The 15,024-nt window shown below is 59.9% G+C and carries 8 protein-coding genes and 2 pseudogenes; 6 read left to right on the forward strand and 4 right to left on the reverse strand.

Annotated features, from left to right (window positions below; translation table 11 throughout):
• The coding region (locus tag DBR24_RS02325) for an MCP four helix bundle domain-containing protein (protein ID WP_177490404.1) at positions 1-751 on the reverse strand (751 nt) is incomplete at its 3' end.
• A gap of 279 nt (positions 752-1,030) precedes the next feature.
• On the opposite strand from DBR24_RS02325, the gene DBR24_RS02330 reads away from it, so the two are divergent.
• Together DBR24_RS02330 and DBR24_RS02335 are read left to right on the forward strand one after the other, a co-directional pair.
• Entirely contained in the window at positions 1,031-1,261 is a 231-nt protein-coding gene (locus tag DBR24_RS02330; RefSeq protein ID WP_128613780.1) for a hypothetical protein, read from the forward strand.
• The gene (locus DBR24_RS02335) at positions 1,258-1,560 is read left to right on the forward strand and encodes a cell division protein ZapA (protein WP_123470784.1); all 303 of its coding nucleotides are present in this window, start codon (positions 1,258-1,260) and stop codon (positions 1,558-1,560) included. Before DBR24_RS02330 ends, DBR24_RS02335 begins: the two co-directional genes overlap by 4 nt.
• Positions 1,561-1,623: 63 nt before the next feature.
• Here the strand turns inward: DBR24_RS02335 and DBR24_RS02340 are convergent, their stop codons facing one another.
• Positions 1,624-1,971 (reverse strand): hypothetical protein, encoded by a 348-nt coding sequence (locus DBR24_RS02340; protein ID WP_128613781.1) that lies wholly within the window; start codon positions 1,969-1,971, stop codon positions 1,624-1,626.
• Between the two features lie 251 nt (positions 1,972-2,222).
• On the opposite strand from DBR24_RS02340, the pseudogene DBR24_RS34725 reads away from it, so the two are divergent.
• Both DBR24_RS34725 and DBR24_RS34730 read left to right on the forward strand, forming a co-directional pair.
• Positions 2,223-3,248 (forward strand): annotated as a pseudogene (locus DBR24_RS34725) (cache domain-containing protein); the annotation flags it as partial.
• Positions 3,249-3,383: 135 nt separating this feature from the next.
• Positions 3,384-4,115, forward strand: a complete 732-nt coding sequence (locus DBR24_RS34730; RefSeq protein ID WP_371921220.1) for a methyl-accepting chemotaxis protein — start codon at positions 3,384-3,386, stop codon at positions 4,113-4,115.
• A 332-nt stretch (positions 4,116-4,447) separates the two neighbouring features.
• Here DBR24_RS34730 and DBR24_RS02350 read toward each other — a convergent pair whose 3' ends face one another.
• Both DBR24_RS02350 and putA read right to left on the reverse strand, forming a co-directional pair.
• Positions 4,448-6,250, reverse strand: coding sequence for an acyl-CoA dehydrogenase (locus tag DBR24_RS02350; protein ID WP_128613783.1), 1,803 nt, complete (start codon positions 6,248-6,250; stop codon positions 4,448-4,450).
• A gap of 260 nt (positions 6,251-6,510) precedes the next feature.
• On the reverse strand, positions 6,511-10,464 hold the full coding sequence (gene putA / locus DBR24_RS02355; protein ID WP_128613784.1) for a trifunctional transcriptional regulator/proline dehydrogenase/L-glutamate gamma-semialdehyde dehydrogenase: 3,954 nt from the start codon (positions 10,462-10,464) through the stop codon (positions 6,511-6,513).
• A 458-nt stretch (positions 10,465-10,922) separates the two neighbouring features.
• On the opposite strand from putA, the gene putP reads away from it, so the two are divergent.
• Both putP and DBR24_RS02365 read left to right on the forward strand, forming a co-directional pair.
• Complete coding sequence (gene putP / locus DBR24_RS02360) at positions 10,923-12,407, forward strand: sodium/proline symporter PutP (RefSeq protein WP_128613785.1); 1,485 nt, start codon at positions 10,923-10,925, stop codon at positions 12,405-12,407.
• Positions 12,408-12,759: 352 nt separating this feature from the next.
• Positions 12,760-14,766: pseudogene (locus tag DBR24_RS02365) on the forward strand (type VI secretion system tip protein VgrG); the annotation flags it as partial.
• Between the last annotated feature and the right edge of the window lie 258 nt (positions 14,767-15,024).

Below are 15,024 nucleotides of genomic sequence, written 5' to 3' on the forward strand. Positions count from 1 at the left end.
CGGCCAGCAAGCGGCCGGCTTCGTCGTTGCCGTCAACGTGGATCGGCTGAGTCAGATTGCCTTCGGCGATGGTTTCCGCTGCGTCGAGTGCCTTGGCAATCGGCTTGGTGATGCTGACGGTCAGCAACCAGGCGAACAGGAAGGTCAGGCCGGTGGCGATCAGCAACAGGGTCACGACCAGGTTGAACGATATCGCGTACTGATCGGCTGCGCCTTGATCAGTTTCGGCGATTTGCTGGGTGTTGATCTCCAGCAGGCGCGCCAGTGCGGTGTTCACCGCTTCCGAGTTACTCAGCAAATCCGCGTTGAGCATCTGCCGCAGTTCATCGACCTGATTGTTGCGCGACAGGCTTTTCATCCGGTCTTCGAGTTGGCGGTACTGGGCCAGAAGCTGCACGTACTGATCGTAGGCCGCACGCTCTTGCGGGCCATTGATCAACGGTTCGTAGGCGCGCTGGGCGTCGGCGATCTGCTTGTTGCGCAGCTCGAACAGCTCGATGGTTTTTTGCTGCACGTCCGGTTCGCGGTTGATCAGCAACCGGTAGGACAGCACCCGCAGGCGCAGGGTCAGTTGAGTGAACTCGTCGAGGGCCTTGATGGACGGCACGCTGGCAGTGGCAATTTCTTGGCCCGCTGCGCGTATTTTGCTCATCTGGTTCAAGGCGAACACACCCAGAATCAGCATCAGGCCGCCGATCAGGGCGAAGCCGGTGAACGCCCGAGGGGCGATATTCATATTGCGAAGGGACATGGGGCGGATACCAGAGGAGGGCCGCATCCATGCGGGCTGAGACGGCTGTATGGATGACTTATCGGTCATACGACTAAAGTCTTGAGGCGCTGCGCGTATTTGTCGCATAGGGGGTTGAGCGACGAAGTGCAGGAACCAGATCGGCAGATCACAGTCTTTTAAACTCGCGAGAACGGTCGGCCGCCAGGAAAATCAAGGCCTTGCGCCGGTTTAACCCTGGCATCCGTGATGACTTTTCTTTATCGTACGCGCCCTTTGAAAAACGCCTGGAAGATCAAAATGTTGGAAGCATCCCTCAGCCAATTGGAACAGCTCGTCAGCGACCTGGTGCAACAGAACCAGACTCTGCTGGAAACCAACCAGACCCTGTCTGCGGAACTGGCTCAGGCCAAGGATGAAAACGAAAGCCTGCAACTGAACCTGATGGAGCAGGAAGAGAAACACGGCGCCACCGTAGCGCGCATCCAGGCCCTGGTTGATCGCGTCAACGCAGGTCCTGTCAGCGCATGAATTACGGCACAGCAGGGGTAAAGGTCATCTCCATTCTCGGGGAGGACTACTCGATCAAGGCACCGGCCGGGGAAGAACAGACCCTGCTGGACGCAGCCATGATGCTCAAGGCTGCGCTGGACGACACCAAGCGCAAATACCCGACGCTGATCGGTGACCGCTTGCTGGTGCTGGCGGCGATGAATCTGTGCTCGCAGCAGATCGAAATGAAGAAGCAGCACCAGGAAGAACTCGACCGTTACCAAGAGCAAGTCAGCGCCACGGTCGAAACCATCGCCAAGACCATCAATCAGGGTTGAGGCGTCGCTACAGGGCGCTCCATTCCGAGGAGCGCCCTGGTGAGGCATGAATAATCAGATGGTTCAGCCAAGCCTGAATACATAGCCGTTTTCCAGTTTCACAACTTCCTTTCTCTTCACCGTCCAAGGATCATCGGGGAATTCGGGATCTGTGAGTAAATCCCCCTTTTCAGCCCATAGAGTCAATTCCTCACGGTTGACTTCTGTTGCACTGCGCCACGGCTTGGTCGGGTCTGCGTCGACTGTTATCTCGATAAACCAGCCGCCTGCCGACTCTTCGAATGATTTGGTCAGCACTGTGGTTTCTGTACCTTTGAGTGGGTCTAGAATCTTTTGACCAACCCGAACGGCTTTTAACATTTCATCCCGACTCAGGGACGCAGTGCTTTCAATTTTGCGTTCTCTGCTCATTTTTGACTCCTCGGTTTTGGGTTTTGCCAACGAAGAGTAGGGCTTCAAGAGGCCACCTGCACCTGACAACCTTGACAGTAGACGTGGGGTTGTTTTCGTGGTTTTTTCAGCTCCGAGCTTAGATTGCGAAACAATAATTCTGATTTTTGTATACATTTGGCGCGACAGTTGCAGTGTTTTTGCCTCTTATTCTTTGGGGGTGCTCCATGCAGTTGTGGCGACGCAGTATTCAATGGCAGCTGATTCTCAGCATGGGCACCGCCCTGCTGGTCAGTATCCTGATCGTGGTTGGCATTTATACCCTGGTGGTCAACCGCCTCGCCCAGAGCTATCTGGTCGAACAAGCGCTGCCGTCGAGCATCGAAGCGACGCGCAACGATATTGAGCGCATCCTCGTCCAGCCGCTGACCGCCGCCAAAGACATCGCCAGCAACACGATGGTCCGCGACTGGCTGGCCTCGGGTGAAGACAGCGGCAAAACGGCGGCCTTCGCGCAGTATCTGGAAGGCATCCGCGCCGAACACAAGGCCTTCACCGCGCTGATCATCGGCACCGAATCCAATCACTACATCACCGAAAAAGGCCTGGACCGCACCCTCAGTCGCGCCAAACCGGCCGATGCCTGGTTCTATTCCTTCCTCGACAGCCATCAGCCGCGCACCCTGAATATCGACAACGATGGCGCCACCGGGGAGTTGGCGCTGTTCATCGACTTGAAGGTCGAGCAGGCCGGCAAAGTGGTCGGCGTGGCCGGGCTTGGTTTGAGCATGAAAGAGTTGTCGGAGTTGATCCACAACTTCAGTTTTGGCGAGCGCGGCAAGGTCTATCTGGTGCGTTCCGACGGTTTAATCCAGGTGCATCCTGAAGCGCAGTTCAGTGGCAAGCGCACCCTCTCGGAGCAGATCGGTGCTTCGGCGGCACAAGCCGTCATGGGGCAAAAAGCTGCCGTGAGCAGCGGCTTCCAAAGAGACGGCGAAGACTTCCTCGCCTTCAGTCTGCCTCTGCGTGATCTGGGCTGGACCCTGGTGGCCGAAGTGCCGCAATCGCAGATCTATGCCGAGGCGCGCAAAGCCATGTGGATGAGCGGCGGCATCGGTCTGGCGGTGGCACTGGTGTGCCTCGCTTTGGTGGTGTGGTTGGCGCAAGGTTTGGTGCGACCGATTCGCCAAGTAACAGCCGCGCTGGTAGCAATCGGTAGCGGTGGTGGAGATTTGACCCACCGGTTAGATTCCAGTCGCGCCGACGAGCTGGGCGATCTGGCTCGGGGCTTCAACCGATTTCTCGACAGCCAGCGCGCAATGATTGGCGAAGTGTTGGCCACCAGTGAGCGTTTGCGCACGGCTGTCGGCCAAGTGGCCAAGGTTGTGGATAACACCGCCGAGCGCTCTGGTCGTCAGCAGGAGATGACCGACATGGTCGCCACCGCCGTTCATGAAATGGGCCTGACCGTGCAGGAGATCGCGCAGAACGCCGGCAACGCCGCGCTGGCCTCGCAAACCGCACGGGATGAAGCCCTGCAGGCGCGGGAAGTAGTCGGCGGCTCGATCCGCCATATCGAAAGCATGTCCGATGAGATAGGCGTGGCCGCCGGTGCGGTGGGGGAGCTGGCGCAGCAAGTGGCGTCTATCGACTCGGTGCTGGCGGTGATTCGCGGGGTGTCCGAGCAGACCAATCTGTTGGCACTCAATGCCGCTATTGAAGCGGCGCGGGCCGGAGATATGGGCCGTGGCTTTGCGGTTGTCGCTGATGAAGTGCGCACCTTGGCGCGACGCACGCAGGCGTCTACTGATGAAATCCAGCAGATGATCGGCAGCCTCAAGCAAGGCGCGGAAAATGCCGTGTCGTCGATGCGCACCGGGCAAGCTGCAACCGGCACCGGGGTTGAGTCGAGCCAGCGTACCGGCGCGTCGTTGACGGCGATTACCGGGCAGGTCGAGCGCATCAGCGACATGAACCATCAAGTGGCGACGGCGACGGAAGAGCAGTCGGCGGTGACGGAGGAGATCAACCGCAATGTACAGGGGATTTCTGATCTGGCGCGGGCCACGGCGGGGGAGGTTCGGGCCTGTCGCGAGGATTGTCAGATGCTGCAGAAACTGGCGGATGATCTGGCGCGGCAGATGGGTGGGTTCAAGCTGAGCTGAGTGCTGAGCCTGAAAAGCCCCTCACCCTAGCCCTCTCCCGGAGGGAGAGGGGACTGAATGCGGGATACTTGAGAAATACGCCGACCTGAAAGGGCTACACCGAATCCATAATCGACTGGATTTTTCAGGTCGACGTATAGCGCCAGACACCTCGGTCGGCCCTATCTCCCTCCGGGAGAGGGGACTGAATGCGGGATGCTTGAGAAAGACGCCGACCTGAAAATGCTGTGATGAATCCATAATCGACTGGATTTTTCAGGTCGATGTATAGCGCCAGACACCTCGGTTGGCCCCCTCTCCCTCCGGGAGAGGGCAGGGGTGAGGGTTGGCTTTCAGAACCACGCATCCTGCATCGCCAGACACGTCTCATCCCGCGCCTCCAGCAACGTCAGTTCATGGTGGCAACCCGGCACTTCCCACGTCAGGAAATACCGCGCCGCCTGCAACTTGCCCTTATAGAAGTCGGCATCCGTTGCATTGCCCTTGGCCAGGCCTTCCTCGGCGCGAATCGCCTGTTCCAGCCAGCGCCAGCCGATCACCGTTTGCCCGAACACCTTCAGGTACAGCGCCGAATTGGCCAGGCTGCAGTTGACCTTGCCTTGCGCCAGATCAGTCAGCAAACCGATGGTCACCCCTTGCAGGCGCGCGACCAGTTTCTCCAGCGGCTCACGCAATGCGGTTAACGATTCGTACGCGGTGGCGCGCTCGGAAGTGTCGGCGATCAACCGGATCAATTGTTTGAGCCCCGCGCCACCGTTCTGCGCCAGTTTGCGCCCGAGCAAGTCCAGCGACTGAATGCCGTGGGTGCCTTCGTGGATCGGGTTCAGGCGGTTGTCGCGGTAATACTGCTCCACCGGGTATTCACGGGTGTAGCCGTGGCCGCCAAGGATCTGGATCGCCAGTTCGTTGGCCTTGAGGCAGAACTCCGACGGCCAGGATTTGACGATCGGCGTCAGCAGGTCCAGCAGCTCATGGGCCTGTTTGCGCTCGGCTTCGCTTTCCAGTGTGGTGGTGTCATCGAACAGCCGCGCCGCGTACAGACCGAGGTCAAAGGCGCCTTCGACGTAGGATTTCTGTGTCAGCAGCATGCGTCTGACATCCGCATGCTGAATGATCGCCACTGGCGCGGTGGTCGGGTCCTTGCTGTCCGGCACCCGGCCTTGCGGGCGCTCGCGGGCGTACTCCAGCGAGTACAGGTAACCGGCGTAACCGAGCATCACTGCGCCCATGCCGACGCCAATCCGCGCTTCGTTCATCATCTGGAACATGTAGCTCAAACCGTGATGCGCTTTGCCCACCAGATAACCGACACACTCACCGTTATCGCCGAAGTTCAGCGCGGTCGAAGTGGTGCCGCGCCAACCCATCTTGTGAAACAGCCCGGCCAGCAGCACGTCATTACGCTGACCGAGGCTGCCGTCATCGTTGACCAGAAACTTCGGCACGATGAACAGCGAAATGCCTTTAACGCCCGCAGGTGCGTCCGGCAATTTCGCCAGCACCATGTGCACGATGTTCTCCGACAGCGGGTGATCGCCGCCGGAAATGAAGATCTTGTTGCCCTTGAGGCGATAAGTGCCGTCGGACGCCGGCTCGGCGCGGGTACGAATATCCGACAGCGATGAGCCTGCGTGGGGTTCGGTCAGCGCCATAGTGCCGAAGAAGCGGCCGTCGATCATCGGTTGCAGAAAGCGCTGTTTCTGCTCGTCGGTGCCGAAGCTTTCGATCAGATTGGCCGCGCCCATGGTCAGGAACGGATACGACGTCGACGCGGCGTTGGCCGACTGGAAATGCGCGAAGCAGGCTTGGGAAAGCAGCGTAGGTAACTGCATGCCGCCGGCGTCGAAGCTGCGTGCGGCGTTGAGGAAACCGGCTTCGAGGAAGGCATCCACCGCCGGTTTGACCTCCGGAATCAGAATCGCCTGGCCGTTCTCGTAGCGCGGCTCGTTTTCGTCGCCCTTGCGGTTGTGCGGTGCGAAAAATTTCTCGGCGATGCTGCGCGCGGTGCCGATGGCGGCGTCGAAGGTCTCGCGGTTGTGATCGGCAAACCGCTCACGCCGGGTCAGGCCCTCGGCATCAAGGACTTCATACAGCTCGAAAGCCAGATTGCGGGAACTGAGCAGCGTCTCGGACATGGCGGCCTACCTGAAATTTGGGTTTGGGCCGAGTCTAGGCGTGCTGATAAAGACTGAACAGGATGATTGATAAGCGTGATGTTGGAGCCGCGCGCCGACTTAACAAACACCACAAAACACTGTGGGAGCGAGCTTGCTCGCGAAGAGGCCGGCACATTCAACGTTCATGTTGACTGGCAAACCGCTTTCGCGAGCAAGCTCGCTCCCACAGGGACTGTTGCTATGCCGGACACCCATGCAGGTGCCCGGTTTATCGGGTGTTAACCGATAGTCATCAAGCTCGCATTACCACCCGCCGCAGCGGTGTTAACACTCAACGCACGCTCGATCACCAGACGCTCCAGGGCAATGTTGGTCTCGCCCTGGGACAAGCCCTGAACACCCACAATCGCACCGGCCCGCTTGGCGATCTGCTGGCAGACACCGCGCAACTGGTCGGAATGGCCATGATGCAGAACTGCATCAAACACCACCTCGTCCTTGTTCCAGTCGGCAATCAGCTTGATCCGCGCCTGAACGTCCTTCGGCAGGCGTGCGAACAAGGTCTTGCTGATGTCGGACTCGGGCCATACCGCCGAACCACCTACCGCCAGTACCGCCGCCAGTTGGGTCAGCAGATCACCTTCGACTTCTGCCAGACAGAGCACGTGCTCACGCGGCAGGATCGCGTAGCTGTTCTTCTCGCCGGTCGGGCCGGCCAGCACGCGAGTGATACCGCTTTGCGACTGGGCGGCGTACTGCACGCACAGGGTGCTCAGGTCGGCGTACTGGTTGCTTTCGGCCCAGGCTTTCAGGGCGTTCAGCGGCTTGCTCATGGCATCGCGCAGACGCACGTCCGGGGCGACGACCGCATCACCGCGAGCGAAGGATTGTTCGATCGCGTCGGCAGGACGCGTCGACAGCAGGCGGTACAGGTACAGCGGGCCACCGGCTTTCGGGCCAGTACCCGACAGGCCTTCGCCGCCGAACGGCTGCACGCCGACCACGGCACCGACGATGTTGCGGTTGACGTAGACGTTACCGGCGTTGACGTTGTCGATCACCTTGGCGATGGTCTCGTCGATGCGCGTGTGCACGCCCAGCGTCAGGCCATAACCGGAAGCGTTGATCTGGCCGATCAGTTGATCGATCTCTTTACGCTTGTAGCGCACCACGTGCAGCACCGGACCGAAGATCTCGCGTTGCAGTTCGTCGAAGCTTTCCAGCTCGATCAGGGTTGGCATGACGAAGGTGCCGCGTTTGACTTCTTCGCTGTCGGCAATTGCCACCTGGTACACGTTGCGACCTTTATCGCGCATGCCCTGGATGTGCTTGTCGATGCCAGCCTTGGCTTCGGCGTCGATCACCGGGCCGATGTCCACGGACAGACGCTCCGGGTTGCCGAGACGGCTTTCAGCCATCGCGCCTTTGAGCATTTCGATGACACGGTCCGCGGAATCTTCCTGCAGGCACAGTACACGCAGGGCCGAGCAACGCTGGCCAGCACTGTCGAAGGCCGAAGACACCACGTCGATCACAACCTGTTCGGTCAGTGCCGAAGAATCGACGATCATGGCGTTCTGGCCACCGGTTTCGGCGATCAGCGGAATCGGACGGCCCTGGTTGTCGAGGCGACCGGCAATGTTGCGTTGCAGCAGACGCGCGACTTCGGTGGAACCGGTGAACATCACGCCTTTGACGCGCTCGTCACCGACCAGACCGGCACCGACGGTTTCACCGCGACCCGGCAGCAGTTGCAGCACGCCTTCCGGAATCCCGGCTTCGAGCATCAGGCGTACAGCCTGAGCAGCCACCAGCGGGGTTTGTTCGGCCGGTTTGGCCAGTACCGGGTTACCGGCAGCCAGTGCGGCAGCGACCTGACCGCTGAAGATCGCCAGCGGGAAGTTCCACGGGCTGATGCACACCACCGGACCCAACGGGCGGTGGGCGTCGTTGCTGAAATCGTTGCGTGCCTGCACTGCGTAATAACGCAGGAAGTCGACCGCTTCACGGACTTCGGCGATGGCGTTGGCGAAAGTCTTGCCGGCTTCACGGGCCAGCAGGCCCATCAGTGGCTGGATTTCGCCTTCCATCAAGTCAGCGGCACGTTCCAGAATCGCCGCCCGTTCGGCCGGCGGCGTGGCCTGCCAGATCGGCGCAGCATTCAGGGCACATTGAATGGCGTTGTCGACGTCTTCGACGGTGGCTTCCTGCACGTGTCCGACCACATCGCGGTGATCCGCCGGGTTCAGCACCGGTGCCGGTGCTTCGTTGCTGGAAGCGCAACCGAGCATCGGCGCGGCTTTCCAGTTGTTGTGCGCGGTGGCGAGCAGGGCGCAGGACAGCGAGGCCAGACGGTGTTCGTTGGCCATGTCGATGCCGGCGGAGTTGGCGCGCTCGGCGCCGTACAGGTCACGCGGCAGCGGAATGCGCGGGTGCGGCAGGCCGAAACCACCTTCCACGGTCGCCATCTGCTCGATCTGCGCCACCGGATCGGCCACCAGTTCCTGAATCGAAATCGACTGGTCGGCAATGCGGTTGACGAACGAGGTGTTCGCGCCGTTTTCCAGCAGGCGACGCACGAGGTACGCCAGCAGGGTTTCGTGGGTGCCGACCGGTGCGTACACGCGGCACGGACGGTTCAACTTGCCTTCGGAAACTTTGCCTACAACCTGCTCGTAAAGCGGTTCGCCCATGCCGTGCAGGCACTGGAATTCGTACTGGCCCGGGTAATAGTTCTGACCGGCAATATGGTAAATGGCCGACAGGGTGTGGGCGTTGTGCGTGGCGAACTGCGGGTAGATGACTTCCGGCACCGACAGCAGTTTGCGTGCGCAAGCGATGTAGGAAACGTCGGTGTACACCTTGCGGGTGTAGACCGGGTAGCCTTCCAGGCCTTCGACCTGGGCGCGTTTGATTTCGCTGTCCCAGTACGCGCCTTTCACCAGGCGGATCATCAGGCGATGACGGCTGCGGCGGGCCAGGTCGATCACGTAGTCGATCACGTACGGGCAACGTTTCTGGTACGCCTGGATGACGAAACCGATGCCGTTCCAGCCGGTCAGTTGCGGCTCGAAGCACAGGCGCTCGAGCAGATCCAGCGACAGTTCAAGACGGTCGGCTTCTTCGGCGTCGATGTTCAGGCCGATGTCGTATTGCTTGGCCAGCAGGGTCAGCGACAGCAGGCGCGGGTACAGCTCGTCCATTACGCGCTCGTACTGCGCACGGCTGTAACGCGGGTGCAGGGCCGAGAGCTTGATGGAAATGCCCGGACCTTCATAAATCCCACGACCGTGGGAGGCTTTGCCGATCGAGTGAATGGCTTGTTCGTACGACGCCAGGTACTTCTGTGCGTCGTGTTCGGTCAGGGCCGCTTCGCCGAGCATGTCGTAGGAGTAACGGAAACCCTTGGCTTCGAACTTGCTCGCGTTGGCCAGCGCTTCGGCGATGGTTTCGCCGGTGACGAACTGCTCGCCCATCAGGCGCATGGCCATGTCGACGCCCTTGCGGATCATCGGCTCGCCGCTCTTGCCGATGATGCGGCTCAGCGACGAGGTCAGGCCGGCTTCGTTGTGGGTGGACACAAGCTTGCCGGTCAGCAGCAGACCCCAGGTTGCCGCGTTGACGAACAGCGATGGGCTGTTGCCCAAATGCGGATGCCAGTTGCCGGTGCTGATCTTGTCGCGGATCAGTGCGTCGCGAGTGCCTTTGTCCGGAATACGCAGCAGCGCTTCAGCCAGGCACATCAGGGCGACGCCTTCCTGGGACGACAGGGAAAATTCCTGCAGCAGGCCCTGAACAATGCCTGCACGACCGCCGGCACTTTTCTGGTTACGCAGTTTTTCCGCGATGGTCGCGGCAAGTTTGTTGGTGGCTTCGGCCATCGGTGCCGGCAGGCGCGCCTGCTCGATCAGCATCGGCACCACTTCCGGCTCAGGGCGACGGTAAGCAGCGGTGATCGAAGCACGGAGTACCGATTGCGGCAGGATGCTTTCGGCGAATTCGAGGAAGCACTGGTGGGCATGATCGGTGTGGACTTCACCGGCGTCGTCGGCGTCCTTGGCGGTCAAACCGTTCAGCTCGGTCAGGGTTGCACCACCCTCGAGTTTTTCCAGGTAATTGAAAATTGCCTGCTTGATCAGCCAGTGCGGCGTGCGATCAATCGAGGTCGCGGCCGCCTTCAGGCGTTCGCGGGTCGGGTCATCGAGTTTGACCCCAAGGGTGGTGGTAGCCATATTTTTATCCTCATGGTTGCCACAGTTGCGTGGCATCAGCTGGCCGCAAGATTAGCCGCGCGCTGAGAGAGGTGCAACCGGGTGCAACCCTTTTTTTGTCGGAATAATAGGCAGCTCGTCAGGAATTATTTTCTGGTACGAAAGTGCTGCTCCTGCTTGGTGCTTTTGCTTCTAGCCAACGGTGATGAATGCCACAAAAGGGAGCAAAAACGCGGTGATTGTCGATAAATCCGACTAGGTGCAACTTATTCGCTCGAAACTGGTTGCACCTTATTTGATTTGTTGCATAGCATTCGCGCCCTAGGTGCAACCGGGAATAACCCGGTGTACCGGCTGATGGCTTTCCTGGGGAAACATCAGTCCTAAATGCGCGGGATCCCGGATCGTCTGCCAAACGTCGTCGTTTGCGAGCGGTTCACCACCGCCGCTACATAAAAACAAAGCCAGGGCGTAACTCAATGAGCGTAAGCAATCCAACCCTGATCACGTTCGTGATCTACATCGCAGCAATGGTGCTGATCGGCCTGATGGCCTATCGCTCCACCAACAACCTTTCTGACTACATTCTTGGCGGTCGTAGCCTGGGCAGCGTCGTGACGGCTCTGTCTGCCGGTGCATCCGACATGAGCGGCTGGTTGTTGATGGGCCTGCCGGGCGCCATTTACATGTCCGGTCTTTCCGAAAGCTGGATCGCCATCGGTCTGGTCATCGGTGCCTACCTGAACTGGCTGTTCGTTGCCGGCCGTCTGCGCGTGCAGACCGAGCACAACGGCGATGCCCTGACTCTGCCAGACTACTTCGCCAGCCGTTTTGAAGACAAAAGCGGCCTGCTGCGGATCATCTCGGCGATCGTGATTCTGGTGTTCTTCACCATCTACTGCGCTTCCGGCATCGTGGCTGGCGCCCGTCTGTTCGAAAGCACCTTCGGCATGTCCTACGAGACGGCGCTGTGGGCCGGTGCTGCGGCGACGATTGCTTACACCTTTATCGGCGGTTTCCTCGCGGTGAGCTGGACTGACACCGTACAAGCCACGCTGATGATTTTCGCCCTGCTGCTGACGCCGATCATCGTCCTGCTGGCTACCGGCGGCGTCGACACTACGTTCCTGGCCATTGAAGCTCAGGATCCAAGCAACTTCGACATGCTCAAAGGCACCACTTTCATCGGCATCATCTCGCTGATGGGCTGGGGTCTGGGCTACTTCGGTCAGCCGCACATCCTCGCGCGTTTCATGGCGGCGGATTCGGTGAAATCGATCGCCAAGGCGCGTCGCATCTCCATGACCTGGATGATCCTGTGCCTGGGCGGCACCGTGGCGGTGGGCTTCTTTGGTATCGCGTACTTCTCGGCACACCCGGAAGTGGCCGGTCCAGTGACCGAGAACCATGAGCGCGTGTTCATCGAGCTGGCGAAAATTCTCTTCAATCCATGGGTGGCCGGTGTCCTGCTGTCGGCAATTCTCGCCGCGGTGATGAGCACGCTGAGCTGCCAGTTGCTGGTGTGCTCCAGCGCCCTGACCGAAGACTTCTACAAAACCTTCCTGCGTAAATCCGCCTCCCAGGTTGAACTGGTCTGGGTCGGCCGCGCCATGGTGCTGTTGGTTGCACTGATCGCGATCGCCCTGGCCGCCAACCCGGAAAACCGCGTGCTGGGCCTGGTGTCCTACGCCTGGGCCGGTTTCGGTGCTGCGTTCGGTCCGGTTGTACTGATCTCGGTGGTCTGGAAAGGCATGACCCGCGACGGCGCATTGGCCGGTATCCTGGTCGGCGCGATCACCGTGGTGGTCTGGAAGCATTTCGAACTGCTGGGTCTGTACGAAATCATCCCGGGCTTCATCTTCGCCAGCCTGGCTATCTACATCGTCAGCAAGCTCGGTTCGCCGACCACTGGCATGGTGCAGCGCTTTGAAGCGGCGGAAAAAGATTTCCACCTGAACAAGTGATGCGCTGAGCTTCGGCTCACTCAAAAACGGCCCGTTTCCTACAGGAGACGGGCCGTTTTTTATTGCCTGTGATTTTTTGCCAACGCTGAAGAAACCTGTGGGAGCTGGCTTGCCAGCGATGAGGGCGGCACATTCAGAACATTCAGTAACTGACACATCGCTATCGCTGGCAAGCCAGCTCCCACAGGGTTTTATGGTGGGTTTCGGGGGTTTGTCTGTAGTTAAAGGCGCCGCTTTTTGCAGGGCTTTTCATCAATGAAAGTAGGGCAAATCTGATTTTCCCGTCACCCATTCATCACCCCTTGCCCCTCATGCAGAATCGCCCGCCCTTCATTCTGCAGAGAGACATCGGATGTTCGCGCCTGCCAATCAACCGCGTTTCACGTTGACCCTCGAAGGCGCCCAACATGACCTCAAAGTCCTTGAGTTCACGGGCAAGGAAGCCATCAGCCAACCCTATCGCTTCGAACTGGAACTGGTCAGCGAGCGGCCGGATCTGGACCTCGAAAGCCTGCTGCACTGTCAGGCATTTCTGAGTTTTGATGCTCAGGGTGCCGGTGTCCACGGTCAGATTTATCAGGTCGGGCAGGGCGACTCCGGGAAACGTCTGACGCGCTATCACTTGAGCCTTGTGCCGCGTCTGACGTACCTCGGGCATCGCATCAATCAGCGGATTTTCCAGCACCAGAGCGTGCCGCAGATCGTGACGCAAATCCTCAAGGATCACGCGATCCTGCGCGATGCTTTCGAGTTTCGACTCGGCAGCGATTACCCGGTGCGTGAATATTGCGTGCAGTACGCCGAAAGCGATCTGGCGTTCATTCAGCGGCTGTGTGCCGAGGTCGGCATTCATTACCACTTTCAGCACAGCCTCGACGGACATCTGTTGGTGTTCGGCGACGATCAAACCGTGTTCCCGCGATTGGCCGAGTCAACGCTTTATCTGCCCGGTAGCGGCATGTCTGCCGGGGCGCCGGCGATCAAGCGCTTCAATGTGCGTGTGGAAACCCGTACCAGCGTGGTCACCCGGCGTGACTACAACTTCGAAAAGCCGCGCCTGCAGCTGGAGAGTCGCATCGACGGCGAGCAACGCCCCGTGCTCGAGGACTACCACTTTCCCGGGCAATTCGATAATCGTGAAACCGGCAAACACCTGGCCCAGCGAGCGCTTGAAAGGCATGTCGCCGACTACCGTCAGGCCGACGGCATCAGCGATGAATCCGCACTGGTTTGCGGACATTTCCTGCACCTCAGCGAGCACCCACGTCAGAGCTGGAATGACCTTTGGCTGCTGACTGCGATCGAGCACCGTGGGCGACAGCCGCAAGTGCTGGAGGAGTCGGTAACCAGCGATGGCGAATCCTTCCAGGGCTACCGTAATACCTTTCTCGCTACGCCGTGGGATGTGTTCTTCCGCCCGGCGCTTGGCCCGGAAAAGCCCCGGATGCTCGGTTATCAACCCGCCGTTGTCACGGGGCCGAAAGACACGGAAATCCACTGCGACGAGTACGGTCGGGTCAAGGTGCAACTGGCCTGGGATCGCGACGGTGAATTGAACGAGCATTCCAGTTGCTGGCTGCGCGTCGCCACCGGTTGGGCCCATGATCGTTACGGCAGCGTGCTGATTCCGCGCGTGGGCATGGAAGTGCTGGTCGGCTTCATTGATGCCGATGCCGACAAGCCCTTGGTTGTGGGCTGCCTGCCAAACGCCGCGACGCCGGTGCCGCTGGATCTGCCGGCGGACAAGACCCGCAGTGTTTTCCGCAGCCAGAGCACCCCCGGTGGCGGTGGCTACAACGAACTGCGTATTGAAGATAAAAAAGGCGCCGAGGAAATCTACCTGCGCGCCCAGCGCAATTGGACGCAGCATGTGTTGAATGATCAACAGGTGCAGGTCGATAACCAGCGCAGCATTGTCGTCACCGGCACCGCCCGCCATGAGTTGAAGGCGGATGAGCAGCGCATCACCCACGGCCAGCGCCAGACCGAAGTGAAGCAGGACGATCATTTGAGCGTCACCGGCAGCCGACATATCAAGGTGGCCAATCAGGCGACCAGTGCCAGCCAGCAGTTCCACGTCAGCGCCGGTCAGCAAGTGGTGATCGACGGTGGTGCGAGTGCGACGATTCAGGCCGGCGGGCAATGGATCAACATCGGCCCCGGCGGCATTTTCAGCAGCGTGCCGATTGTCGTGGGCGGCGCACCGATGGCGGCGATGAGTGCCGCGCCGGTTGTACCGGGATTGCCGGAGAAGCTGACAGCAACGCCCGCCGCCATCCTCACGCCGGCACAGATCATGAGCCTGAAAAGCGATGCGCCGTTCTGCGAAGAGTGCGAGCGCTGCAAGAATGGCATCTGCCCGGTGCCCGACACGTTGTCGCAATCCCCAAAGTCCTCAGCCCGGCCGGCGCCTTCGGGCGCTGAGCCGGGCTTTCATATTGTTGAACAGGGAATGTCGCGGTCTGCACTGGAGTCCACACTGTTCCCGCAGCCGGACCCGGCCGTGCTGGAGAAATTTCGTAGCCTCAATCCGCAACTCACTCAATACGCCAAACCCGGCCAACTGATCGTGCTGAGCGATCCGCGTAATACACAATGCACTCGGGAAGAGGCGTTG

The sequence above is a fragment of the Pseudomonas sp. HMWF006 genome (assembly GCF_003061205.1).
GTDB classification, from domain to species: domain Bacteria; phylum Pseudomonadota; class Gammaproteobacteria; order Pseudomonadales; family Pseudomonadaceae; genus Aquipseudomonas; species Aquipseudomonas monsensis.